21 protein-coding genes and 1 pseudogene are annotated in these 22,868 nt (G+C 70.3%); 13 read left to right on the top strand and 9 right to left on the bottom strand.

Features of this window, described 5'->3' with window-relative positions; translation table 11 throughout:
• Nucleotides 1-7: 7 nt before the first annotated feature.
• On the bottom strand, nt 8-751 hold the full coding sequence (locus tag ACIHFB_RS09400) for a C4-type zinc ribbon domain-containing protein (RefSeq protein ID WP_365278255.1): 744 nt from the start codon (nt 749-751) through the stop codon (nt 8-10).
• A complete protein-coding gene (locus ACIHFB_RS09395; RefSeq protein ID WP_365276856.1) occupies nt 748-1,599 on the bottom strand; it encodes a Nif3-like dinuclear metal center hexameric protein in 852 nt (283 codons plus the stop codon). Before ACIHFB_RS09395 ends, ACIHFB_RS09400 begins: the two co-directional genes overlap by 4 nt.
• A 199-nt stretch (nt 1,600-1,798) precedes the next feature.
• On the opposite strand from ACIHFB_RS09395, the gene ACIHFB_RS09390 reads away from it, so the two are divergent.
• Both ACIHFB_RS09390 and ACIHFB_RS09385 read left to right on the top strand, forming a co-directional pair.
• Nucleotides 1,799-2,959, top strand: a complete 1,161-nt coding sequence (locus tag ACIHFB_RS09390) for a hypothetical protein (protein WP_365276854.1) — start codon at nt 1,799-1,801, stop codon at nt 2,957-2,959.
• A 105-nt stretch (nt 2,960-3,064) separates the two neighbouring features.
• Nucleotides 3,065-3,220 (top strand): hypothetical protein, encoded by a 156-nt coding sequence (locus tag ACIHFB_RS09385; protein ID WP_400126175.1) that lies wholly within the window; start codon nt 3,065-3,067, stop codon nt 3,218-3,220.
• Between the two features lie 101 nt (nt 3,221-3,321).
• On the opposite strand, the gene ACIHFB_RS09380 is transcribed toward ACIHFB_RS09385, so the two are convergent.
• The 3 genes from ACIHFB_RS09380 to ACIHFB_RS09370 are packed head-to-tail and all read right to left on the bottom strand — an operon-like array spanning nt 3,322 to nt 6,275.
• Nucleotides 3,322-4,257, bottom strand: a complete 936-nt coding sequence (locus ACIHFB_RS09380) for a 3-oxoacyl-ACP reductase (protein WP_400126173.1) — start codon at nt 4,255-4,257, stop codon at nt 3,322-3,324.
• A gap of 22 nt (nt 4,258-4,279) precedes the next feature.
• Nucleotides 4,280-5,356 carry a Zn-dependent alcohol dehydrogenase gene (locus ACIHFB_RS09375; protein WP_365288245.1) on the bottom strand — a complete coding sequence of 359 codons (1,077 nt, stop codon included), beginning with the start codon at nt 5,354-5,356 and terminating at the stop codon, nt 4,280-4,282.
• 43 nt (nt 5,357-5,399) lie between these two features.
• On the bottom strand, nt 5,400-6,275 hold the full coding sequence (locus ACIHFB_RS09370; protein WP_365288243.1) for a MaoC/PaaZ C-terminal domain-containing protein: 876 nt from the start codon (nt 6,273-6,275) through the stop codon (nt 5,400-5,402).
• Nucleotides 6,276-6,632: 357 nt separating this feature from the next.
• On the opposite strand from ACIHFB_RS09370, the gene ACIHFB_RS09365 reads away from it, so the two are divergent.
• Nucleotides 6,633-7,904 (top strand): histidine kinase, encoded by a 1,272-nt coding sequence (locus ACIHFB_RS09365; RefSeq protein ID WP_400126172.1) that lies wholly within the window; start codon nt 6,633-6,635, stop codon nt 7,902-7,904.
• A 103-nt stretch (nt 7,905-8,007) separates the two neighbouring features.
• Entirely contained in the window at nt 8,008-8,640 is a 633-nt protein-coding gene (locus ACIHFB_RS09360; RefSeq protein ID WP_365288251.1) for a response regulator transcription factor, read from the top strand.
• Here the strand turns inward: ACIHFB_RS09360 and ACIHFB_RS09355 are convergent.
• The 4 genes and pseudogenes from ACIHFB_RS09355 to ACIHFB_RS09340 all read right to left on the bottom strand — a co-directional run.
• A pseudogene (locus ACIHFB_RS09355) lies at nt 8,637-8,810 on the bottom strand (SAM-dependent methyltransferase); the annotation flags it as partial. The gene ACIHFB_RS09360 and the pseudogene ACIHFB_RS09355 sit on opposite strands and share 4 nt — an antisense overlap.
• A 135-nt stretch (nt 8,811-8,945) precedes the next feature.
• Nucleotides 8,946-9,764: a hypothetical protein gene (locus tag ACIHFB_RS09350; protein WP_365288239.1), complete on the bottom strand. Its 819-nt coding sequence runs from the start codon at nt 9,762-9,764 to the stop codon at nt 8,946-8,948.
• The gene (locus ACIHFB_RS09345; RefSeq protein WP_365288237.1) at nt 9,764-10,303 is read right to left on the bottom strand and encodes a SigE family RNA polymerase sigma factor; all 540 of its coding nucleotides are present in this window, start codon (nt 10,301-10,303) and stop codon (nt 9,764-9,766) included. Before ACIHFB_RS09345 ends, ACIHFB_RS09350 begins: the two co-directional genes overlap by 1 nt.
• Before the next feature lie 266 nt (nt 10,304-10,569).
• A complete protein-coding gene (locus tag ACIHFB_RS09340; protein ID WP_400126170.1) occupies nt 10,570-12,000 on the bottom strand; it encodes an MFS transporter in 1,431 nt (476 codons plus the stop codon).
• 247 nt (nt 12,001-12,247) lie between these two features.
• Between ACIHFB_RS09340 and ACIHFB_RS09335 the strand changes: the two genes are divergently transcribed.
• The 9 genes from ACIHFB_RS09335 (at nt 12,248) to ACIHFB_RS09295 (ending at nt 22,866) form a co-directional block, all read left to right on the top strand.
• Nucleotides 12,248-13,996 carry an MFS transporter gene (locus tag ACIHFB_RS09335; RefSeq protein WP_400126168.1) on the top strand — a complete coding sequence of 583 codons (1,749 nt, stop codon included), beginning with the start codon at nt 12,248-12,250 and terminating at the stop codon, nt 13,994-13,996.
• 122 nt (nt 13,997-14,118) lie between these two features.
• The gene (locus ACIHFB_RS09330; RefSeq protein ID WP_400126166.1) at nt 14,119-15,099 is read left to right on the top strand and encodes a helix-turn-helix domain-containing protein; all 981 of its coding nucleotides are present in this window, start codon (nt 14,119-14,121) and stop codon (nt 15,097-15,099) included.
• A 133-nt stretch (nt 15,100-15,232) separates the two neighbouring features.
• Nucleotides 15,233-16,150 (top strand): RICIN domain-containing protein, encoded by a 918-nt coding sequence (locus ACIHFB_RS09325; protein WP_400126164.1) that lies wholly within the window; start codon nt 15,233-15,235, stop codon nt 16,148-16,150.
• Nucleotides 16,147-17,298: a sialidase family protein gene (locus ACIHFB_RS09320; RefSeq protein WP_365288227.1), complete on the top strand. Its 1,152-nt coding sequence runs from the start codon at nt 16,147-16,149 to the stop codon at nt 17,296-17,298. Before ACIHFB_RS09325 ends, ACIHFB_RS09320 begins: the two co-directional genes overlap by 4 nt.
• A 109-nt stretch (nt 17,299-17,407) precedes the next feature.
• Nucleotides 17,408-18,058: a class I SAM-dependent methyltransferase gene (locus ACIHFB_RS09315; protein ID WP_400126162.1), complete on the top strand. Its 651-nt coding sequence runs from the start codon at nt 17,408-17,410 to the stop codon at nt 18,056-18,058.
• Between the two features lie 22 nt (nt 18,059-18,080).
• Nucleotides 18,081-19,022 carry an N-acetylmuramoyl-L-alanine amidase gene (locus ACIHFB_RS09310; RefSeq protein WP_400126160.1) on the top strand — a complete coding sequence of 314 codons (942 nt, stop codon included), beginning with the start codon at nt 18,081-18,083 and terminating at the stop codon, nt 19,020-19,022.
• A gap of 151 nt (nt 19,023-19,173) precedes the next feature.
• On the top strand, nt 19,174-20,637 hold the full coding sequence (tnpB, locus tag ACIHFB_RS09305) for an IS607 family element RNA-guided endonuclease TnpB (protein WP_400126158.1): 1,464 nt from the start codon (nt 19,174-19,176) through the stop codon (nt 20,635-20,637).
• Between the two features lie 255 nt (nt 20,638-20,892).
• A complete protein-coding gene (locus ACIHFB_RS09300) occupies nt 20,893-21,738 on the top strand; it encodes a DUF5336 domain-containing protein (protein ID WP_400126156.1) in 846 nt (281 codons plus the stop codon).
• A gap of 108 nt (nt 21,739-21,846) precedes the next feature.
• The gene (locus tag ACIHFB_RS09295; protein WP_400126154.1) at nt 21,847-22,866 is read left to right on the top strand and encodes an LLM class F420-dependent oxidoreductase; all 1,020 of its coding nucleotides are present in this window, start codon (nt 21,847-21,849) and stop codon (nt 22,864-22,866) included.
• Nucleotides 22,867-22,868 lie beyond the last annotated feature (2 nt).

The raw sequence follows: 22,868 nt of genomic DNA, 5'->3' as shown, positions 1-22,868 counted from the left end.
AAGCCCCTTACAGACCCGACTCGGACGTGCGCACCAGGATGCGACGGCAGTTCTCGCACCGCACCACCGTGTCGGGTGCGGCCGCGCGGATCTCGTTGATGTCGGTGATGGCCAGCTCCTGGCGGCAGCCCTGGCAGGTGCGCTGGTAGAGCTTGGCCGCGCCGATGCCGCCCTGCTGCTGGCGCAGCTTGTCGTAGAGCTTGAGGAGGTCGGCGGGGACGGTGCCGGCGATGACCTCGCGCTCCTTGGTCGCCGCGGCCGCCTCGCCGTCGAGCGACTCGGACGCGGCGTCCCGGCGGGCCGTCGCGTCGTCGATCTTCGACTCGACGGAGGAGACCCGCTCGGTCAGCTCGGCGACCCTCTCCTGCGCGGACTCGCGACGCTCCATGACCTCCAGGACGACGTCCTCGAGGTCGCCCTGCCGCTTGGCGAGGGAGGCGATCTCGCGCTGGAGGTTCTCCAGGTCCTTCGGGGAGGTGACGGCGCCGGAGTCGAGGCGCTGCTGGTCGCGGGCGGCGCGCTGGCGCACCTGGTCGACGTCCTGCTCGGCCTTGGTCTGCTCGCGGGCGCAGTCGCTCTCCTCGGTCTGCGCGGCCACGAGCAGGTCGCGCAGCTGGGTGAGGTCCTTGGTCAGCGACTCGATCTCGGCGTGCTCGGGCAGCGAGCGGCGCTTGTGCGCGAGCTGCTGGAGGCGGACATCCAGGTCCTGGACGTCGAGAAGTCGGATCTGGTCGGCGGGCGCGGCGTTCAGTTGGGGGCTCCAGGTGAAGGGGAGTGGCTGGTCCAGGGGTCGGTGACCGTCTTGGACACATGGACGCGCAGGTCCCAGCCGTTGCGGTCGGAGATTTCGTCGAGCTGGGCGGCGGCCAGCTCGCACCAGGGCCATTCGGTGGCCCAGTGCGCCGCGTCGAGCAGCGCGAGGGGGCTGCCGTGGGCGCGATCCGCGATGAACTCGGATACCGGGTGGTGGCGCAGGTCCGCGGTGAGGAAGGCGTCGACACCGGCCGCGCGTACCTCGTCGAAGAGGCCGTCGCCGGAACCGCCGCTCACGGCGATCGTCCGTACGACCGCCTCGGGGTCGCCGGCGACGCGGATGCCCTGCGCGGTGACGGGCAGCCGTTCGGCGGCCTGTTGAGCGAACTCACGCAGGGGGACAGGGTGGTCCAGCTCGCAGATCCGGCCCAGGCCCCGACGCCCGGACGGGTCGGTCGGGTCCGGCACCAGCGGTCGTACGACACGGAGGTCCAGGGCCCCGGCGAGGGCGTCGCTGACTCCCGGGTCGGCGGTGTCCGCGTTGGTGTGGGCGACGTGCAGCGCGATGTCGTTCTTGATGAGGGTGTGCACCACGCGGCCCTTGAAGTGGCTCGCCGCGACCGTCGTCGTACCGCGCAGGTAGAGCGGGTGGTGGGTGACCAGCAGGTCGGCGTCCAGCTTCACCGCCTCGTCGACGATGTCCTGGACCGGGTCCACGGCGAAGAGGACCCTTGCGACCTCCTGATCGGGGTCGCCCACGACGGTGCCGACCGCGTCCCAGGACTCGGCCCGCTCGGCGGGCCACAGGTTCTCCAGCGCGGCGATGACTTCAGACAGACGGGGCACGCGCTAAAGGCTACCTGGAGGTTCTCTGCCGCTGAACCTGCTCCGAAGCACCACCTGGGGCGCTGTCCCCGCTCAGCACATCCGCCTCCGTTTCCTCAGGCGAATCGAACCGTGGCCACCCTTATGTGTGAAGCGGATGCCCCGCGGTCCCCCGCCTGTGCGTACGAAAACTAGCTTCGTCGCTGGAGGTGATCGACCGATGACGGCCTGTGCGATCGAACCCACCGCGGAGGACGAGGACGCCCCGACCCCGCCGGCGGGCTGTGCGATCACCGTGGACGGCTGCTACGCCGCACGCCTCGCCCAGGACGGCGACTCCCTGTTCCCGGAGCGCTGGACCCTGGACGGGCCGGAGCCGTACGCCGTGCCGCTGCCCGGCAACCAGCCCGAGGAGCCCGGCACCGAGGTGCAGCCGATGGGCGACGGCCGGGTCCTGATCCGGCGCCTGTCGAACGGACGGCACGTCTTCTCGCTGCTGTACCCGACCGGGCCCGGCACCGGTGAGCTGCCGCTGGGCGCGGTCGAGTGCCCGGACCCCGGCACCCGGCTGCGGCTGCTGCCACCCGCGCCGGGCGGCGACAAGGCGTACGCCCTCGCCGTGGGCCGGCGTTCCAGCGCGGTGTGGCTGGTGGCGGGCGGTGCCTTCGGGCCCGAGCATCTCGCCGAGATCCCCGGGCGCTGCTCGGGCGGGGTGTGGCTGGACCGTACGGGGCGGATGCTGGCCCTCGACCGGGAGGTCGGCGGGCGGACCAAGACCGTCGTGGTCGACCTGGAGCGCGGCGGTGAGGTGTCACCGCTGCTCCAGATCGCCGCCGACAGCGACGACCGGCTGCTGCTTGCCGACCCGGACAGCGGGCTGCTGCTGATCAGCTCCGACGCGCCCTCGCCGGGGCGGGCCCGGCTGGGCTGGGGTGTGCTGGGCAGTACGCGGCCGGTGCGGTTTCCGGACGTCCTGCGGGTGGACGACTGCGCGGTCACGCCGTTCGCCGTCCAGCCGGGGCAGATGCTGATGCCGGAGAACTGTGCGGTGGCGTTGCGGATCGAGGGTCCGGTGAGCAGCTGGGTGGGTCTGTGGCAACCCGCCGAACGACAGGTACGTCATCTTCCGGCGCCGGAGGGGTGGTTGGCGGGGGCCGGGTTGTTCACTCCGGACGGGGTGCTGCAACTGCCGTACGCGACCCAGACGGTGCCATGCGGCTTGGCGCAGTGCGAAGCGCCCCAAAGGGGCGCGGGGAACTGCGCGACCAGCCACGACGGCGCGGCAGAGAACCACCAACAGAACCCGGCACCACCGGCGGAACCACAACGTCCGATCCCGTTGCAGGAGGCTCCGCTCAAGGGACGTATGGCGGCCACGTAACGAAGTGGTGGCGGTTGGCGTGTGCGGCTGGATTCGGTGCGTGGTGTGCCGGTTAAACTCGCCCGGCTGTAAGAAGGATCATGTTGACGGGGTGAATTTCTTCCGATGAGCGACGCCACTACGACCCAGCAGCCTGCCCAGGCCCAGGAGTCCGCCGGTCACGGCAAGCACCGGGGTCCGGTCTCGTCCCACGAGGGTGAGACGGCCCCACTCGGCCGTCACCGCAAGCCGGTGGAGCAGCAGACCGAGACGGCTGCCTGACGGTACGTCGATCGGCCCCGCCCGTCCAGTGGACGGGCGGGGCCGATGTCGTTGAACGGGCGGGCTGCTGACGTCTGAGTCCCAGCACCTCCCCGCACGGCCTACTGACGTTTGAGACCCAGCACTTCCGTCGCCGCGAACGTCTCGCCCTTCGTGTCCGCGTAGTGCGCGGTGAGTACGGCGTCCAGCTCCTCGTATGTGAAGGCCTTCTGCTTGCTGTCGAACTGGGCCTGGACATGCGGTCGTTCGACGATCGCGACCATGCCGCCGTGCACGACGAGCAGCTGGCCGTTGACGCGGGCGGCGGCCGGGGAGGCCAGGTAGCCGACGAGGGGGGCGACGTGTTCCGGGGCGAGGGGGTCGAGGCCCGTGTCGGGCTGGCCGAACCCCGCGAAGACGTCCTCGGTCATCCGGGTGCGGGCGCGCGGGCAGATCGCGTTGGCCGTGACGCCGTACTTGGCCAGGGCGAGGGCCGTGGAGGTGGTGAGGCCGACGATTCCGCCTTTCGCGGCCGCGTAGTTGGGCTGTCCGGCGGAGCCGGCGAGGAAGGCCTCCGAGGAGGTGTTCACGATCCGCCCGTACACCGGCTCGCCGGCCGCCTTGGACCGTTCGCGCCAGTGCGCGGATGCGAAGCGGGTGGTGTTGAAGTGGCCCTTGAGGTGGACCCGTATCACTGAGTCCCACTCGCCCTCCGTCATGGAGAAGACCATGCGGTCGCGCAGGATGCCCGCGTTGTTGACGAGGATGTCCAGCTTGCCGAACTCCTCGATCGCCGACTCGACCAGCGCGCGGGCCTGGTGGAAGTCGGCGACGTCCCCGGTGTGGGCGAGTGCCGTGCCGCCGGCCTTGCGGATCTCGGTGGCGACCTCCTCGGCGGGGGCGGCGGACGCCTCGCCGGAGCCGTCGCGGCCGGGCTGTCCGTAGTCGTTGACGACGACGGCGGCGCCGAGCCGGGCGAGTTCCAGTGCCTCGACCCGGCCCAGGCCCCGTCCGGCGCCGGTGACGATCGCCGACAGTCCCTGAAGTGGCAGTGACATCAAGGTCCTTTCGCGAAGGGGGTCAGATCTCGATGCACGTGCGGAGCGAGGTTCCCGTCCGCATCTGGTCGAGGGCCTCGTTGATGTCGGCGAGCGGGACGCGGTGGGTGATCAGCCCCTCCAGGTCGATCCGGCCGGCCCGCCACAGGGAGATCGTCCGCTCGTAGGAGCGCAGGACGTCGCCGCCGCCGTACATGGACGGCAGGATCCGCTTCTCGTCGAAGAACAGCTCGAACATGTTGAGCTGGAGGAAGTCGTCCATGGCACCCGCGCCGACGACGACGAGGGTGCCACCGCGCCGGGTGTACTCGTACGCGGTGCGGGCGGTCGCCGACTTGCCGACGACCTCGAAGACGTAGTCGAAGCCCTCGCCGGCGGTGATCTGCTGCTTGGCGTCGGGCAGCTCGTCCGGTGAAACGGCCTTCGTGGCACCGAACTTGAGCGCGGACTCGCGGCGCGAGGCGACCGGGTCGACGGCGACTATCTCGGCGGCGCCCTTGAGTCGTGCGCCCTGGATGGCGGAGATGCCGACGCCGCCGCAGCCGATGACCGCGACCGACGAACCGGCCTCCACGTCCGCGGTGTTGAGCGCGGCACCGAGCCCGGTGGTGACGCCGCAGCCGATCAGCGCCGCGATGTCGAAGGGGACGTCGTCGGGTATCGGTACCGCGCAGCCCGCGTCGACCACGACCTCCTCGGTGAAGGTTCCGGTGCCCGCGAAGCCGAACACATCGCCGCCGGGGCGCTTGAAGTTGGGGGTGCCCGCGTTCATGAACCCGGCCAGGCACAGCTCGGTCTGGCCGCGCTTGCAGGCGGGACAGGCGCCGCAGGCGGGCAGCCAGCAGACGACGACCCGGTCCCCCGGCTTCACGTTCCGTACGCCCTCCCCCACTTCAAGGATCTCCCCGGCGCCTTCGTGCCCGGGCACGAAGGGCGCGGGCTGGGGCAGTACACCGCTCATCGCGGACAGGTCCGAGTGGCAGAGCCCGGTGGCCCGCACCCGGACCCTGACCCGTCCGGGGCCGAAGCCCACCGCCTCGACGTCGTCGAGGACATCGAGCTTGTCCTGGCCGATCTCGTGCAGTACGGCTGCGCGCATGGTGCGGCTCCCCTCGGAAGGCTCTGATCGGAAGGCTCTGGGCTTACGAGTGCTGGACGATGGTGTCGGCGAGGACGGGCGCGTCGTCCCTTTCCACTGCGCTCACGGCGACCCGGACGCCGTCCTCCTGGCGCCACATGCGGATCCGCAGGGTCTCGCCCGGGTACACGACCCCGGCGAACCGTGTGGCGTACGACCGCACCCGGGCGGTGTCGCCGCCGAGCAGCGTGTCGACGACCGCCTTGAGCGTGATGCCGTAGGTGCACAGCCCGTGCAGGATGGGCCGCTCGAATCCGGCGACCTTGGCGAACTCCGGGTCGGCGTGAAGCGGGTTCCAGTCGCCGGAGAGGCGGTAGAGGAGGGCCTGGTCCTCGCGGATCGGCCGCTCGACGACCTTGTCCGGCTCGCCGACGGGCGGTTCGAGACGCGCGGACGGCCCGCGGTCACCGCCCCAGCCCCCCTCTCCCCGTACGAAGATCTGCGCGTCGTTGGTCCACAACGGGCCCTCGGCGTCGGCGACTTCGGTGCGCATGACGAGGACGGCGGCCTTGCCCTTGTCGTAGACGGCGGCGATACGGCCGACGCTCGTCGCCGTGCCCTCGGGCGGGATCGGACGGTGGACGGTCAGCGTCTGGCCGCCGTGCAGGACTCGGGCCAGGTCGACCTCGATACCGGGCAGGGACAGCCCGCTGATCACGCCGGGCGCGCCGCTGCCCGCGACGGTGGCGAAGCTCGGCAGGACGTGCAGCCGGGACTCCAGGGTGTAGCGCAGTTCGTCGGGGTCGGTGGCGGGGGTGTCCTTGTCAGGATTCGCGCCGGCGCCGATCCCCAGGTGGTAGAGCTGTACGTCCTTGTGGTCCCAGGCGATCTCGCCGGAACGGGGTTCGGCGGCGAGCGCCTTGGCTGCGTCGATGGGCATAGGGCTGAGGACTCCTGACGACTCTCCCGGGCAGAGAACCTCGGCGCGGCCGTCCGCACCGTCGGCCGCACCGAGGTCGTTCACTGGCCGACCTAGAACGCGTTCCAGTCCGGCGCCATCTGTATAGCCGAGGGCTCCGCAGTTGTGAAGGCTCCTGACAGGGTGTCAGACATGCCGGGAGCCATGCGGGCCATGCGGGCCATGCGGGCCATGACATTTGTCCCGGGTGAATCCGTACAAGCGCATCTGCTGGGCGTCCGCCCCGCATCCGTAGGCTCTTCTTGTCGTACCGGCACAGCGCCGGGACCGTCTGATCGGGGGCAGGGCATGTCCTGGATGCGGAAGATGTCGTGTCGGATGGACGCGTGGCAGCTGGCGTATCAGCACGCGCAGGAGAGTCAGCAGTACTGGAAGGACAACAAGGTCCACCTCAAGGCCGAGCACAAGGCCGCCCTGGAGGAAGGCAAGGTCCCGGCGAAGACGGGTCCACCGCCCACCGGCTTCACCCTCCTGCCGTGGCTGTTCATGGGGATGGGCTCCTTCTCCAACTTCTTCCAGGGCGAGGCCTCGAACCCCTGGCTCGCGGGCCTGGGGCTGCTCACCTTCAACTCCCTCTACATCTACGTCACGTTCCGCGCCTTCAGGCGGGAGACCCGGGAGGCGACCTCCACCCGGGTGGCCCTGGTGCTGATGGGCCTGGTGACCTGCGCTCTGGCCATCGGGTACGGCGACACCTGGCTGCTCTTCCTCCCCCTGTTCGGCCTCGCGACGGGTGCGGTCGTACGGATGCCGCACCTGCGGTGGGCCGGCACGTTGGTGGCCGTACTGGCCGGCGTGGTCTCCGTCCACCGCGACGGCTGGGGCGGCCTCGACATCGCGTACGCCACCTGGATCTCGACGATGGTGACGGCGGCGATCCTCTCCCTGTCCGAGGCGGTGCGCGAACTGCGCGCCGCTCGCGAGGAGTTGGCCCGCCGCGCGGTCGAGGAGGAGCGCCTGCGCTTCTCCCGCGACCTGCACGACCTGCTCGGCCACACCCTCTCCGTGATCGTCGTCAAGTCGGAGGCGGCCCGCCGCCTGGCCGCACGCGACCTCGACGCGGCCCTGCTCCAGATCACCGACATCGAGTCCGTGGGCCGCCAGGCCCTGACGGAGATCCGCGAGGCGGTGACGGGCTACCGCGAGGGCAGCCTCACAACGGACCTCGACCGCGCCCGCTCCGCCCTCACCGCCGCCGGCGTCGACTCCACAGTCCACCGCTCCGGCCCACCCCTCCCCCCACAGACGGAGGCCCTCCTCGGCTGGGTGGTACGCGAGGCCGTCACAAACGTCGTACGGCACTCCGACGCGGGCCGCTGCGAGATCACGGTGTCGGGGGCGGGGGCGGGGGAACGGGTTCGGTTGACGGTGACGGATGACGGGGCGGGCGACGGGCCAGGGACAAAGACGGGCACCCTCGGCGCGGGCGTCGGCGGCACCGGTCTCAAGGGCCTCACGGAACGCCTCGCCAACGCAGGCGGCTCCCTGACGGCGGGCCCGGGAGCACGCGGGGGCTTCGTGGTGACGGCGGAGTTGCCGGTGGATGTGCCGACGGCACCGCTGCCGACACCGGCGGAACAGCTTGCGTGACGTATGGCAGGCACCGGCGGAGCAACCCCCCGCGACCCATCGCCGACACCCGCCGAACAACCTGCGTGACCCGTGCGCGCCCTACCCTTGCCCCGTGAACGAGATGCCGCGGGATCATCGGCCGGCCAAGTCCATTCGCGTCCTCCTCGCAGAGGACCAGGGCATGATGCGCGGCGCCCTCGCCCTGCTGCTCGGGATGGAGCCGGACATCGAGGTCGTGGCGCAGGTGTCGGCCGGGGACACGATCGTGGACGCGGCGCTCATCCACCGCCCCGACGTGGCCCTGCTGGACATCGAACTCCCCGGCAAGAGCGGCCTGGACGCCGCCGCCGAGCTGCGTGACCAGGCGCCCGACTGCCGGGTCCTGATCCTCACAACCTTCGGCCGCCCCGGATACCTGCGGCGGGCCATGGAGGCGGGCGCCGCCGGTTTCCTGGTGAAGGATGGTCCGGTGGAGGAACTGGCCGCCTGCATCCGCCGGGTGCTCACCGGAGAGACGGTGATCGACCCGGCCCTCGCCGCCGCCGCACTCAGCGCCGGCCCCAGTCCGCTCACCGCCCGCGAGTGCGACGTCCTCAAGGCCTCCGCGGACGGAGCGACGGTCGCCGACATCGCCGCGACGCTCCATCTCTCCGAGTCCACGGTCCGCAACTACCTCTCCTCGGCGATCGGCAAGACGGGCACCAGAAACCGCATGGAGGCACTGCGGGAGGCCCGTCAACAGGGGTGGCTCTAGACCGCGCCCGCCGCGCCCACCATGCCTGCCATGTCCGCCGCGTCCCGCCGGAACAACGCCGTCCACAAGAACCCCTCCCCGAACCACGCCGACCCCTCCGGTTCGTCCCGCATCCGGCGCAGTTCGACCTCTGTCAGCTCCGAGAAGATCCAGCGCAGGGACTCGGGGGTGGGGAGAAAGACCGGCGACCCCCTGTCACAAGGCCACCTCGGCACTACTCAGCCCGCAGCCGGCCGCCCTTTTGCGCCCAGGTGCTTCACGCGCCGGGCAGGGGGTCACCCGGCCCGGCTCTCCCGGCCTGTCCCCTACTTCGTCACCTCGGCCCCCTTGTTGGCCGTGCCCGCCGGCGCCACGCACACGAACCAGTTGTCGGGAGAACCGTCCGCCGGGCGGATCACCTCGTCGTCGGTGTTGACGTCGTACCCCTTGGGCACTCGGCGGAGGTCGGTCTTCGTGCCGTCGTCCCAGGTGCAGGTGACGTGTTGGACAGTGGGGGCGACCTGGCCGACGACCAGGCGGTGGGCGTCACTGGAGTCGGTTCCCAGGCGGATCGCGCCGAACTCGATGTCCGTGCCCGACTTGGTGTCGGCCTTGGTGAACTCACCCTCCATGATCAGCTCCGGGTCGCCGTCACCGATCACCCGGTGCACGAAGTACATGCTCTTGCCTACGAGTTCGGAGTCCTGGCGCAGGCCCGTCGGAAACTCCTCGTACTCGGTCATCGCGTTCACCTGGAGCTGCGCCTCCGTCGTGTCGCGTGGCGCCTCCCAGACATCGATGGTGATCTGCCAGTCCTTGCCCTGGTCGTAGCCGGTCGCGAGCATGGTCCGCTGAGGCGCCACCACGTTGCGCGGCTCGGTCGTCGGCGTCGGGCTCGCCGCCACCGCCCCCCGGTCCCGGTCCCCGCCCGGCATCCCCGCGATGGCCAGCGTCCCCGCCGAGCCCGTCAGCACCAGTGCCGTCGCCGCCACCACCGCCCAGCGCCGCGCCCTGCGCCGCCGCCCGCCGCGGATCACCGACTGGTAGGGGGCTATGCCGATCTCGACCTCGTCCGCGGCGTCGGCCAGCAGGACGGCGATGTCGGTGTTCGTCATGTCGTGGTTCGTCTCCCGGTCCGCGCTCATCACTTCCGCCCTCCCTGCGTCACCATCTCGGCAAGTCCCGGTATGGCCCGGAGTTTCGCGATCCCCTTCGCCGTGTTGCTCTTCACCGCGCCGACGGAACAGCCCATCGCCTCGGCGGTCTGTGTCTCGGTCAGGTCCTCCCAGTAGCGCAGGACCACCGCCTCCCGCTGCCGGGGCGGCAGTTGGGCGAGCGCCTTCAGCAAGGCGTTGCGGTCCTCGGCCTGGGAGATTCGGTCACCGCTGTCGGGCACCTCGCGCACCAGGCCCGAGTCGTCCTTCGGCGCCAGGAACTCCTTCAGCCGCCGACGGTGTCTCCGCGCATGCGCGTTGATCATCACGCGCCGTACATACGCCTCCGGCTCATCGGCCGATCCGACCCTGCGCCAGGCCATATAGACCTGCTCCAGGGTCGACTGGACCAGGTCCTCCGCGGCGTGCTGCTCCCCCGTGAGGAGAAATGCCGTCCGCATCAGCCGCGGCCAGCGGCCGATGACAAAGCTCTGGAACTCCGTGTCCCGAGCCTCCTTGCGATCCCCCATGGGCACCTCCTAGATACAAGAAGGAGTCCACGGACCACCCGAACCGTTGCCCCACCCGCGCAGGATTTCCTCCCGGCTCCCCGAACCTGTCAGCCCCCGCGCTCCGAGCCTGTCGGACCCTGCGCTCCGAACCCGTCAGCCCCTGCGCTCCGAACCCGTCGGCCCCTGCTCTCCGAACCCGTCGGCCGGCCGAACCCCGGGCGTCCCCAACCCTCGGCCGCACTCCCACCCCACCCCACCCCACCCCCACCTCCACTCCCACCCCCTCACCGCCCCGCAGACTTCCTCCCCGGCAACCACACCCCCATCAGCACCGCCCCCACCACCAGCACCCCCGTACTCACCCGGAACGCCAGCCCGTACCCCTCCGTCAGCGCCCGCGGCGTATCGCTCCCCGCCGAATGCGCCGCCGCGACCGTGGACATGACCGCGAGCCCCAGTGAACCGCCCATCGTGCGGGAGGTGTTGACGAGACCGGAGACCAGCCCGGCCTCTCCGGGCTCCGCGCCGGCCGTGGCAAGGGAGGCGAGTGGGGTGATGGCGAGGCCCGCGCCGAGCATCATCAGGATGCCCGGGAACATGATCTCGGTGAGGTAGGGGCCGTCCGTGCTCAGCGTGGACTGCCAGCCGTAGCCGACGGCCGCCAACAGCGTGCCGAGGACCGCCAGGTTCCGCGCCCCGAGCAGCGGCATGAACCGCGGCGCGAGCTTCGAGCCGAGGACCACGGCCAGGGAACTCGGCACCAGTGCGAGACCCGCTTCCAGGGGCGAGTAACCCCGGACGTTCTGCGCGTACAGCGTCATGAAGAACCACATGCCGAACATCGCCGAACCACTCAGGAACATCGCCACGTTCGCCGCGGCCACCGACCGCACCCGGAGCAGTCCGAGCGGCATCAGCGGAGCCGCCGTACGCCCCTCGACGAGCAGGAACAGCCCGAGCAGCGCAAAACCGGCGAGCAGGGGTACGAGCGTGGCCGTCGCCGTCCACCCCGACGCCTCCGTCTGCGAGATTCCGTACGCCAGACTCGCCAGCCCCGCCGTCACCAGCAGCGCGCCCGGCAGGTCGAGGCGCCGTCGGTCGCCAGCCCGGCTCTCCGGCAACCACCGCAGCGAACCGAGCAGCACCACCGCACCCACCGGCACGTTGATCAGCAGCACCCACCGCCACGACAACGCGTCCACCAGCACCCCGCCGACGAGCCCGCCCGCCGCTCCCCCGCCCGCGCCCACCGCCGTCCATGTCGCGATCGCCCGCGCCCGCGCCGCCCCTTCCGGCACCGCCGACGTCACGATCGTCAGCGTCGCGGGCGCCAGCACCGCCGCCCCCAGGCCCTGCACGGCACGCGCCGCCAGCAGCTCCCAGCCCTCCTGGGCCAGGCCGCCGCCGAGCGAGGCCAGGGTGAACAGGCCGAGTCCCACCAGGAACATCCGCTTGCGCCCGTAGAGGTCGCCGGCCCGCCCGCCGAGCAGCATGAACCCGGCGAAGGCGATGGCGTACGCGTTCACCACCCACTGGAGGCCCGAAGCGCTCAGCCCCAGATCGGCGCGCATCGAGGGCAGCGCCACGTTCACGACGGACACGTCGAGCACGACGAGGAACTGCCCGGCACACGCGAGCGCCACCACCAGCCAGACAGGAGGCGCGGTACGGCTCGGTATCGGGGTGGTGTCAGCGGCTCGGAGCATGGGCGTCATGCTCTCAACCCGGTTACACCCCTTGCATCGGGATTTCGCGCCACGCGCATCTCGGCCGTAGGTCCTAGGACCGCCAGGACCGCCAGGACCGCCAGGACCGCTGACGGGCGATCAGATCCCCATGGGACGGTCAAGAATTCGTTAGTACGCCAAAGCATCGGAATAGTTGCTCAGGCGCACGGGGTTCATGTTGCACGTATCCCGAAAGCTCGCCCCTCCCTCTGCTCAGGCCTGGAGGCCTCCTTCCATGACGCACACGCCGACCGACCAGCCCGTCCGGAGAGCGAACGGGGCCGTCGTCCCGGTGCTCGCCTTCGCGGGCATCGTGGTCGCGGTGATGCAGACCCTGCTCGTCCCGGTCATCAAGGATCTGCCGCAGCTGCTGGACACCACGCCCAGCAACGCCACCTGGGTCCTGACCTCGACGCTTCTCTCGGGAGCCGTGGCCACGCCGATCATGGGCCGGCTCGGTGACCTGTTCGGGAAGCGGCGGATGCTGATCTTCAGCCTCGCCGTGATGGTCGTCGGCGCGCTGGTCAGCGCCCTTACCAACGACCTGCTCCCCATGATCGTCGGCCGTACGCTCCAGGGCTTCGCGATGGGCGCGATACCCCTCGGCATCGGCCTGATGCGCGACATGCTGCCCCGCGAGAAGCTCGGCTCGGCGATGGCTCTGATGAGTTCCTCGATCGGCGTCGGCGGCGGCCTCGCGCTGCCCGCCGCGGCCCTGGTCGCGCAGCACGCCGACTGGCACGCCCTCTTCTACGGCGCCGCCGGCCTCGGTGTCCTCTCGATCGCCCTCACCCTCCTCGTCGTACCGGAGTCCCCGATGCGCGCCGAGGGCTCCTTCGACCTGCCGGGCGCACTGGGCCTGTCCGCCGGTCTGGTCCTCTTCCTCCTCCCCATCACCAAGGGCAGCGACTGGGGCTGGACGGCCGGCACCACACTCGGCCTGTTCGGCGCGTCCGCGCTCACCCTGCTCCTGTGGGGCGTCTACGAGCTGCGCATCGCGGCCCCGCTCGTCGACCTGCGCACCACCGCCCGTCCCGCGGTGCTCTTCACCAACCTCGCGTCGATCATGGTCGGCGTCTCCTTCTACGTCGTCTCCCTCGTCCTGCCCCAGCTGCTCCAGCTGCCCAAGGCCACCGGCTACGGCCTCGGCCAGTCCATGGTCGTCGCGGGTCTCCTGGTGGCTCCGCTGGGCCTGACGATGATGTTCACGGCCCCCGTCTACGCCCGTCTGTCGGCGAAGTACGGCCCCAAGGTCACCCTCATCCTCGGCATGGTGATCATCGGGATCGGCTACAGCGCCGGACTCGGCCTGATGAGCGCCGCCTGGCAGAGCCTCGTCATCGCGGTGATCCTGGGCGCGGGCATCGGCCTCGCGTACTCGTCCCTGCCCGCACTGATCGTGGGCGCGGTCCCGGCGTCGGAGACCGGCGCGGCCAACGGCCTGAACACCCTGATGCGGTCCATCGGTACGTCGGTGTCGAGCGCCGTGATCGGCATGGTCCTGGCCAACACCGCGAACAACGTGAACGGCATCGCCGTCCCGACCATGCACGGCTTCCGCGTCTCCTTCCTGATCGCCACGGGCGCCGTCGCCGTCGGCCTGCTGATGGCCCTGTTCCTGCCGAAGCCGAACCGCGCGCCGCAGCTGCGCGCGAGCAGCGAGGAGGACGAGAACCTGGCCCTCGCCGAGGAGGCACTCCGCGGCTTCCGCGGCCGTGTCCTCGACGCCGAGGGCACACCGGTCGCCCGCGCGAAGGTGACACTCATCGACCGCCGCGGCCGCCAGGCCGGCGCCACCCTCTCCGCCGAGGACGGCAGCTACACCCTCACCGTCCCGGCCCAGGGCGCCTACGTCCTCGCCGCCCGCGCCACGGGACACGCCCCGCTCGCCTCCGCGGCGACCCACGCGGGCGACGACCGCCCGGTCGACGTGGACCTGCCGCTGCCGGGTGAGGCGGTCGCCACCTCCGCGCCCGGAGCATGACGGGAGATTGCTTCTCCTTGAATACACCCGGCGTTCACGCCGAGACGGGTTTGCCCACGCATCATCCGTCCCTGTGATCCCCGTCCTACGGGGATGCGGGGACGGGTGGAGCGGGGTGGGGGATGATCGGGACGGTGTTCCGCAGCGAGGACGTGCCTGCGGAGGACAGGTTCGACCACTGGCGGGAGCGGGTCGGCCGAACCGTGGCACCCGCCGAGGTCACCAGTGATCACGCCGCCGACTTCTGGGCGCGGCAGCGACTGCTGGGACTGGGACCGGTCACCGTCTGGTCGGCGTCGTTCCTGCCGACGCGGTTTCGCCGGAACGCCAGGATGGTGCGGCAGTCCGACCCCGAGCTGTACCACCTGAGGCTGGTCCTCGGCGGCGGACTGGCCGTCGACCACGACGGGCGGATCGACACCTACGGCCCGGGCGACCTCTATCTGGCCGACAGCTCACGGCCGGGCGACATACGGTCGTACGACGACCGGGAGCGCGGCGTCGTCAGCGGTGTGGCCGTGGAGGTCCCCAAGGCCCTGCTGCCGGTGCCGCCGCGAGACCTGCTGGGCAGACGGCTGTCGGGGCGTGAGGGCGTCGGAGCCCTGCTCTCGGACTTCCTGACCGGCCTGGAACGGCAGGCCGACACCCTCCGACCGTCCGACGCGTCGCGCCTGGGGACGGTCCTGCTCGACCTGTTGTCGGCCTGGATCGCTCAGCTCCAGGAGGCGGAGGCGGCCCTGCCACCGGAGACCCGGCAGCGCGCACTGACCATGCACATCCGGGCGTTCATCCGGCAGAACCTGCACGATCCTCAGCTGACGCCGCCCGTGATCGCCGCCGCACATCACATCTCTCTGAGCTATCTGCACCGGCTCTTCCAGCAACAGGCGCAGGGTGAGACCGTCGCGGCCGCCATTCGCCGTCAGCGACTGGAGGGCGCCCGCCGCGAGTTGGCGGACCCCGCACTGCGCGCCACACCGATCCACACGATCGCCGCCCGCTGGGGCCTGCCGCGCGCCTCCGACTTCACCCGGACCTTCCGCGGCGCATACGGGATGTCCCCCAAGGAGTACCGGCTCCAGGCACTCACCGTGCGGGAGTAGATCCACAGCCAAGTCTCAGTGGACTCACCGCTAACGACTTCCCCATCAGCCGCATCGCATCCTGATCAAGTCGCTGCAGGACCGTCCCTCGACGGAAACAGAGAGGTTGCTCGATGTCATGCATATGAAAAAAATGACCCGCGTTTTCGCGGCCGCCCTCACCGCACTGTGCGCAGTCGCCGCCGCAGTGGTGTGGACGGTGTCCTCCTCCACTCCGGCAAAGGCGGCGGACGACTGGCGAAACCTCCGCAACCTCAACGCGGGAAGATGCCTGGTCGTCCCCAACTCCAGCACGGCGAACGGCACCGGCCTGGTCCAGTGGACCTGTACCGAGAACTTCGACCAGGACTGGACGTTCACCCAGGTGGCGGGCGGCAACGGAGACCGCTATCTCGTCCGCAACCGCAACAGCGGCCAGTGTCTCGCCATGCCCAACTCCAGCCTGGCCGACGGGACACAGGCCGTTCAGTGGCCGTGCAACGCCGCCGGCAACGAGCAGGTCTGGGTCCACGACAGCTGGAACCGGCTGCGGAACCTGAACAGCGACAAGTGCCTGGCCGTCCCCAACTCCAGCACGGCCAACGGCCTCGGGGTCATCCAGTGGACCTGCTCGGAGAACCTGGACCAGCGCTGGGTGTGGTCCGAGGACACCTCCACCTACGCCCGTCTCTACAACATGGGCACCGGCCAGTGCCTGGCCAACCCCGGCTCCAGCTACACCAACGGCATCGCGATGGTCCAGTGGTCGTGCAGCAGCAGCGACAGCAACTACTGGGCGCTCAAGCCCGTGACCGGCGGCTACCGCGTGGTCAACAAGGTCAACGGCAAGTGCCTGGCCCTCGCGGGGGCGACCACCGTGAACGGCGCCAAGGTCATCCAGTGGCCGTGCGGCAGCGGTGACGAGCAGGTCTGGGTCCGTAACGGCCCCGACCGACTGCAGAACAAGAACAGCGGGCTGTGTCTCGCGATCCCCAGTGCCAGTCAGACCGCCGGAACGGAGGCCATTCAGTGGACCTGCTCGGAGAGCGCGAGCCAGCAATGGCTGTGGTGACCCACAGACGGGCATGGCCCGTCCTCCTGACCGCACTCGCCCTCACTCTGGTGTCCGGCCTGCTTCTGCCTGGCCAGGCCTCCGCCGGCAACATCACGAGCCAGTCGACCGCCTACACGAACCTGGTCTCCGGGGGCGACGGCCCGCGCACCCCCGACATCATCGCCACCAGCGAGACCGACGCGGTCGTGGCCTGGCGCGAGGGCTTCAGGCCCGGCAGCGTGGACATGGGGTACATCCGGTACGCGTACACCACCGACGGCGGCGCCCACTGGAGCCGGCCCCAGACGCTGGCTCAGGAGACCAGCGAGTACGCCTGGCACTACGTCATCCTCTACCAGGTCGGCAGCGACATCTACGCGTTCATGGGGCGCACCCCGATGGCCGATGACAGCGAGCCGGACGGGGACGGCCTGAACGACAACGGCCTGCCGATCAACGGCACCGTCGTCAAGCGCAGCACCGACGGGGGCCACACCTGGCAGGACCACCCCGCCAGCTTCCCGAGCATCGGCAACCTGGTCTTCGCCGGCCGCCCCCTCAAGCTGGCCAACGGCAACCACGCCATCCCGTACTGGGCCACCGGGCGGGAGAACGGGGTGCTGGTCTCCGACGACCTGACGACCTGGAGGAAGGCCGGCTCCGTGAAGAACGGAAACGACCCGGACGTCAAGGCCGGCGAGAACCAGATCGCCCTCGCCCCGGAAGGCAGGACCGGGAACGAGCTGGTCATGGTGGCCCGCGCCGAGAACGCGCAGGCCATGAAGTCCACGAGCCCCGACGGCGGTGTCACCTGGGAGCCCTTCACCGCGGACCCCGACCTGCCGAGCGCCAACACGTCCAAGGCTTTCTTCGCAAAAGACGGCAACGGCAAGTACCTGTACATCTTCAATACCCCCATGCCCAACACCGCCCCCGAGTACCGCGACATCCTCAACTACCGGGAGAAGGCCCCCGGGGCGGCGGCCTGGGGCGAGACCTCGTTCTTCGCCGACGGCTTCGAGCTCGACGAGGACGAGACACCCGCCGGCACAGGCAAGGGCTGGGACACCTACGCCATGGGCGACGAGTACGCGCCGGGCAAGTTCTGGGTCGTTTGGGAGTTCGACACCACGCGCATCATGACGAACAAGCTGGACCTCACCTAGGCACCCCGACCCACACCCCGTACCCCCTGGTCACCGCCGACCAGGGGGTACGGCAGCATAGGGGCCCACCACATGCTTGCCATGCTCGTATGACCGAGAGGGAACCCCCATGCCCGCGGCACCCAAGCCCGAGATCCTCGCCGCGTTCGAGGCGGCGAAGGGGTTCATGCCGGTGGACGAGGGCCTCGCCCTGTACGCGGCGGCCGTAGAAGCCGGGCACCTCGGCCTCCCCCTCCTGGAGGTCGGCACCTACTGCGGCCGCTCCACGATCCTGCTGGCCGACGCGGCCCGCGAGGCAGGTGTCACCGCACTCACCGTCGACCACCACCGCGGCAGCGAGGAGCAGCAGCCCGGCTGGGACTACCACGACCCGGATACGGTCGACCCGGAGCTCGGCGTGATGGACACGCTGCCCGCCTTCCGCCGCACCCTGCACCGCGCCGGGCTGGAGGAGCACGTGGTAGCCCTGGTCGGCTGCTCCCCCCGGATCGCGAAGATCTGGAACTCCCCCCTCGCCCTGGTCTTCATCGACGGCGGCCACACCGACGAGCACGCCAACGCCGACTACGAGGGCTGGGCCCCCCATGTGGCCGACGGCGGCCTCCTCCTCATCCACGACGTGTTCCCGGACCCGGCCGACGAGTTCACCGGCCAGGCCCCCTACCGCGTCTACCTCCGCGCTCTCGCGTCCGGTGCCTTCACGGAGGTCTCGGTGACCGACTCGCTGCGCGTGCTGCGGCGAACGGGAGCAGGGATCTGAGGGCCCGGTTAGAGTCGCAGACGTGTCGTACGTAGGCCCTGACTTCGAACCGCCCCGCCCCCGCCGCCCCAGGCGCGGGCCCCTGACCATCGCCGTCGCCGCCCTCGTGCCGGGCGCGCTGCTCGGGTGGCTGCTGTACGAGGCGGTGGGGGGTACCGGCGGCGACGGAGACGGCTCGGATACGGCCGTCCCGCGCGCGTCCGTGACGTCGAGCACGGCGGCGTCCGGCACGGACGACGAGAAGCCGAACCCCTCCCCCTCGGCGACCTCCTCCGCACCCGCCGCCTCCGGCCCCCTCAAGGGCAAGGTCGTCGTCATCGACCCGGGCCACAACCCCGGCAACTTCCAGCACACGACCGAGATCAACCGCCAGGTGAACATCGGGACGGACCGGAAGGAATGCGACACGACGGGCACGTCGACCAACTCGGGCTATACGGAAGCCAGGTTCACGCTCGACGTTGCCCACCGCATGCGGCGGATCCTCGAAAAGCAGGGCGCCACCGTGAAGTTCACCCAGGACGGCGACCGGCCCTACGGCCCCTGCGTCGACGAACGCGCCCGCATCGGCAACGACGCCCACGCCGACGCCGTCGTCTCCGTTCACGCGGACGGCTCCGCGACCGGCAACCGCGGCTTCCACGTGATCCTCCCGGCCTCCGTCGACGAAGGCGCCGCCGACACCCGCCCGATCGTCGCCCCCTCCCGCGACCTCGGCGAACGCATCGCGGGCCACTTCGTACGCCGCACCGGCAGCGCACCCTCCAACTACATCGGCGACGGCACCGGACTCGACACCCGTGACGACCTCGGCGGTCTCAATCTGTCAACGGTTCCCAAGGTGTTCATCGAGTGCGGCAACATGCGCGACAGCAAGGACGAGGCACTACTGACCAGCGGCGCGTGGCGGCAGAAAGCGGCGCAGGGAATCTCGGACGGCATTGCAGGCTTCCTGACGCGGTAGAGAACGGCCGCTCATCAACCCGTCAGTACGTCTCAGCCTCTCTCGGTCTGCGCATGGAAACGGGTGTTCCCTCGTCGAATGCATGACCATCGCGCGGGATGCTCGTTGGGCACGGTGAGGGCATCTTCGAGGCTGGGGGTGAGGTTGCCGAGTGAGCGGGAAGTTCAGAGCGCGGCCCGGGCGCGTGGTGCAGGCCTACAGGTTCGCTCTCGATCCGAACGCCGGGCAGGAGCAGGCGCTGCGCTCGCACTGCGGTGCCGCGCGCGCCGCCTACAACTGGGCCGTGTCCTGGGTGACCGCCTCGTGGTGGCAGCGCAAGGCCGAAGCCACCTACGGAATTCGTGAGGAGGAGGGCACCCCTTGGCGACCGTGGTCGCTGCCCGCGCTGCGCAAGGAGTTCAACCGCATCAAGACCACCGACCCGAGATTCGCCGACTGGTGGCAGGAGAACTCCAAGGAGGCCTACAACACCGGGCTCGCGAACGCGTCCGCCGCGTTCGAGGCCTACGCCAAGTCCAAGCAGGGCAGACGCAAGGGCGCCAGGGTGGGCATCCCGCGCCGGAAGCCGAAGCGGAAAGCGCGCCTGGCCTGCCGGTTCACCACCGGCACGATCCGCGTCGAGCCGGACGGCCGGCACGTCACCCTGCCCCGGCTGGCCACGATCCGTACCCACGAACCCACGGCCAAGCTCCTGGCCCGCATCCAGGCCGGAACGGCGCGCATCCTGTCCGCGACCGTCCGGCATGAGCGCGAACGCTGGTTCGTCTCCTACCAGGTCGAAACCACCCGGGAGATCACCCGCGTCGACCGGCCGGACACGGTGGTCGGAATCGACCTGGGTGTGAAACACCTGGCGGTCCTGGCCGACAGCTCGGGCGAGATCCGCTACGAGCCGAACCCGAAGCATCTGGACGGCGCCCTCAAGCTGCTGCGGTTCCAATCCCGCCGAGTCTCCCGGCGACAGGGACCCGACCGCAGGACCGGCCGGAAACCGTCGAAACGATGGGAGAAGGCCAACGCCGAGCGCAACAGGATCCATCACCGAGTGGCGAACCTGCGCACCGACGCACTTCACAAGTTCACCACTCGCATCAGGGCCGAGTACGGCACGGTGGTGGTCGAAGACCTCAACGTCGCCGGAATGCTCCGCAACAAACAGCTGGCCCGCCGTGTATCGGATGCCGGGTTCGGGGAGATCCGGCGCCAGCTCACCTACAAGGGCCGACGCAACGCCTGCCGCACCATCGTGGCCGGCCGCTGGTACCCCTCCTCCAAGACCTGCTCGAACTGCGGCGCGGTGAAAGCCAAGCTGCCGCTGCACGTCCGAGTCTTCGACTGCGACGAGTGCCCGCTTGTGATGGACCGGGACGAGAACGCAGCCCGCAACCTGGTCGCCCTCGCGGCGGCCTGCACCACTGGTACCGGAGTGGCCGGAGACCAGGACACGCCCCGCGTGTCCAAACCCCGTGGAGCCGACCGTAAGACCCGCAGCCAACGCCCCGGCCGGAACACCGGCCGGGACGGGCGGGCAGGTGGCGCAGCCCTGCCGCACCAGCGGCAGAAGGAAACGGGAGACCGTCGTCAGGACACCGAAGCGCAACCCACGCTTCGGTGACACCGCCACGGACCTTCCAGACGGAAACGCCTGGAATGCTGAGAGTCGCTAAGACTTGAGTAACGGAATCGTGAGTTTCCTGCGGGGGTGGTCATCGCCGGGTTGATCCCCACGGACACCCCGGTCAAACGGACGATAGTGTCATCCCTACGATGAGGGGCCACCCCCACGCTTCACACCAAGGCCTCAGGGCGACATGGTGACAGCGACGCCTCCAGCGATGCCGATGATGAGACGACTGACGAAGGACCTGAAGTGAATATCCGCTCCCTCACTCGAGGCGACGGCGTGGTGATCGGAGCAGCGGTATTGCTGTTGATCGCGTCGTTCCTCGACCTCTACTCGATCGACGGCGCATCCGACAGCAGCGACCTCCCGAGCCTCTGGGGGAGCGGGCCGGTCATGCTCGGTGTGGTGCTGGCGGGGCTGATCGGTGCCGCGCTCGTCGTCGTCACCCGCGCGCTGCCTCAGCCGCGCAAGATCGTGGGGCTCGATCTGGCCCAGTTCGGCGCCGCCTTCACGGTCTTCGCCGCGTGGAGCGCCCTCGGCAACATCTTCGACCCGATCGGCGGCGTGGACAACGTCGGCAGTGCGAGCGACGGTCCCAGCCCGGGCACCGGCCTCATCCTGGCCCTCGTCGCGACCCTGCTCATGGCCGGCGCCGCCGTTGCCACCCCCCTGGTCCCCGCCCTCCAGGCCGCCCTCCTCCCGGCCCCCAAGCCGCCGCAGCCCCAGCCCTACGGCGCCCAGCCCCCCACCGGCTACGGCTACCCGGGCGCCCCGCAGCAGGGGCAGCCGGGTCAGTCCGGGCAGCCGGGGCAGCCCTACGGTGGTCAGCCGCAGCCGGGGCAGGCCTATGGCGCCCCGCAGCAGCCGCAGACGCCGCAGGCTCAGCCCGCCGGGGACTTCTCGCCGTTCTGGTTCGCTGTGCCTGTGCCGCGGCCGCTGTTCGCGGAGGACGGTTCGCAGACGCCGATCGCCGAACTGGCGCCGGGGACGTGGTACCTGGCCGTCGAGCAGCGCGGGCCGGGTCTTGTCGCGCAGACGCAGGACGGTCGGCGGGGCGTGCTTCAGGACACGTCGGGGATTCAGCGCGGCTGAGCCTTCGCGGTAGTCGTACGACGGCCCCTCGCCCTTCCCGGTGAGGGGCCGTTGTCGTACAGTCGCAGCCCGCAATCGTGACTGACATACCGTCAGAAGGAGCGTGGCATGCGGCTCGGTCTCGCACTCGGTTACTGGGGGCGCGGCCCCTCCGCGGATCATGTGCCGCTCGCCCAGGAGGCCGAGCGGCTCGGTTATGAGTCTGTGTGGACGGCGGAGTCGTGGGGGTCCGACGCCTTCACGCCGCTCACCTGGATCGCCGCGCAGACCTCAAGGATCAAGCTGGGGACGGCCGTTGCGCAGATGGCGGCCCGGTCGCCCACCACCACCGCCATGCATGCGCTCACCCTCGACCATCTCTCCGGCGGGCGGATGATGCTCGGCCTCGGGCTGTCCGGGCCGCAGGTGGTGGAGGGGTGGTATGGCCGTCCGTTCCCGAAGTCGCCGCTGACCGCGACCCGCGAGTACGTCGATGTCGTGCGGCAGGTCCTCAGGCGGGAAGCCCCCGTCGAGCTCGACGGGCGTTTCCACTCCCACCCCTACCGTGGCGCGGACGGCACCGGGCTCGGCAAACCCCTCAAGCCCATCACCCATCCCCTCCGCTCCGACCTCCCCGTCCTGCTCGGCGCGGAAGGGCCGAAGAACGTCGCTCAGACGACCCGTATCGCCGACGGCTGGCTGCCGCTGTACTGGTCGCCGACCCGCCCCGAGGCGTACGAAGCGTACGAGGCGTCCCTGTCCGACCTCCCGGAGGGCTTCCTCGTCGCCCCCATGGTCCGGGTCCAGGTCTGTGACGACGTCGCCGAAGGGCTCCTCCCCGTCAAGACGATGCTCGGCTTCTATATCGGCGGCATGGGCCATGCCTCCCGCAACTTCCATGCCGACCTGATGGCACGGATGGGGTACGAGGAGGAGGCGCGGCGGATTCAGGACCTCTTCCTGCACGGCCGTAGGCAGGAAGCCGTGCTCGCCGTCCCGGACGCCTTCGCCGACGAGATCTCCCTCGTCGGGCCGCGTGAACGCATCGCCGAGCGGCTGGAGTTGTGGCGCAAGGGGCCGGTGACGGATCTGCTGGCGCTGTCACCGGACCGGCACTCCTTGCAGGTGCTGGCCGAGCTCAACTCGTAGAT

It is taken from the genome of Streptomyces sp. NPDC051963 (assembly GCF_044593495.1).
In the GTDB taxonomy this organism is placed as follows: domain Bacteria; phylum Actinomycetota; class Actinomycetes; order Streptomycetales; family Streptomycetaceae; genus Streptomyces.
Note: the sequence above shows the minus strand (reverse complement) of the source record. Positions and strands in the feature narration are given on the sequence as shown.

Coding starts and splice junctions, on each gene's coding strand:
- ACIHFB_RS09360 (WP_365288251.1), top strand. CDS start 8,008: ATGCCGCGGGATCATCGGCCGGCCAAGTCCATTCGCGTCCTCCTCGCA.
- ACIHFB_RS09365 (WP_400126172.1), top strand. CDS start 6,633: ATGGACGCGTGGCAGCTGGCGTATCAGCACGCGCAGGAGAGTCAGCAG.
- ACIHFB_RS09335 (WP_400126168.1), top strand. CDS start 12,248: ATGACGCACACGCCGACCGACCAGCCCGTCCGGAGAGCGAACGGGGCC.
- ACIHFB_RS09325 (WP_400126164.1), top strand. CDS start 15,233: ATGACCCGCGTTTTCGCGGCCGCCCTCACCGCACTGTGCGCAGTCGCC.
- ACIHFB_RS09385 (WP_400126175.1), top strand. CDS start 3,065: ATGAGCGACGCCACTACGACCCAGCAGCCTGCCCAGGCCCAGGAGTCC.
- ACIHFB_RS09345 (WP_365288237.1), bottom strand. CDS start 10,303: ATGGGGGATCGCAAGGAGGCTCGGGACACGGAGTTCCAGAGCTTTGTC.
- ACIHFB_RS09330 (WP_400126166.1), top strand. CDS start 14,119: ATGATCGGGACGGTGTTCCGCAGCGAGGACGTGCCTGCGGAGGACAGG.
- ACIHFB_RS09390 (WP_365276854.1), top strand. CDS start 1,799: ATGACGGCCTGTGCGATCGAACCCACCGCGGAGGACGAGGACGCCCCG.
- ACIHFB_RS09295 (WP_400126154.1), top strand. CDS start 21,847: ATGCGGCTCGGTCTCGCACTCGGTTACTGGGGGCGCGGCCCCTCCGCG.
- ACIHFB_RS09315 (WP_400126162.1), top strand. CDS start 17,408: ATGCCCGCGGCACCCAAGCCCGAGATCCTCGCCGCGTTCGAGGCGGCG.
- ACIHFB_RS09350 (WP_365288239.1), bottom strand. CDS start 9,764: ATGAGCGCGGACCGGGAGACGAACCACGACATGACGAACACCGACATC.
- ACIHFB_RS09375 (WP_365288245.1), bottom strand. CDS start 5,356: ATGCGCGCAGCCGTACTGCACGAGATCGGCCAGGACAAGCTCGATGTC.
- ACIHFB_RS09380 (WP_400126173.1), bottom strand. CDS start 4,257: ATGTCACTGCCACTTCAGGGACTGTCGGCGATCGTCACCGGCGCCGGA.
- ACIHFB_RS09340 (WP_400126170.1), bottom strand. CDS start 12,000: ATGACGCCCATGCTCCGAGCCGCTGACACCACCCCGATACCGAGCCGT.
- ACIHFB_RS09370 (WP_365288243.1), bottom strand. CDS start 6,275: ATGCCCATCGACGCAGCCAAGGCGCTCGCCGCCGAACCCCGTTCCGGC.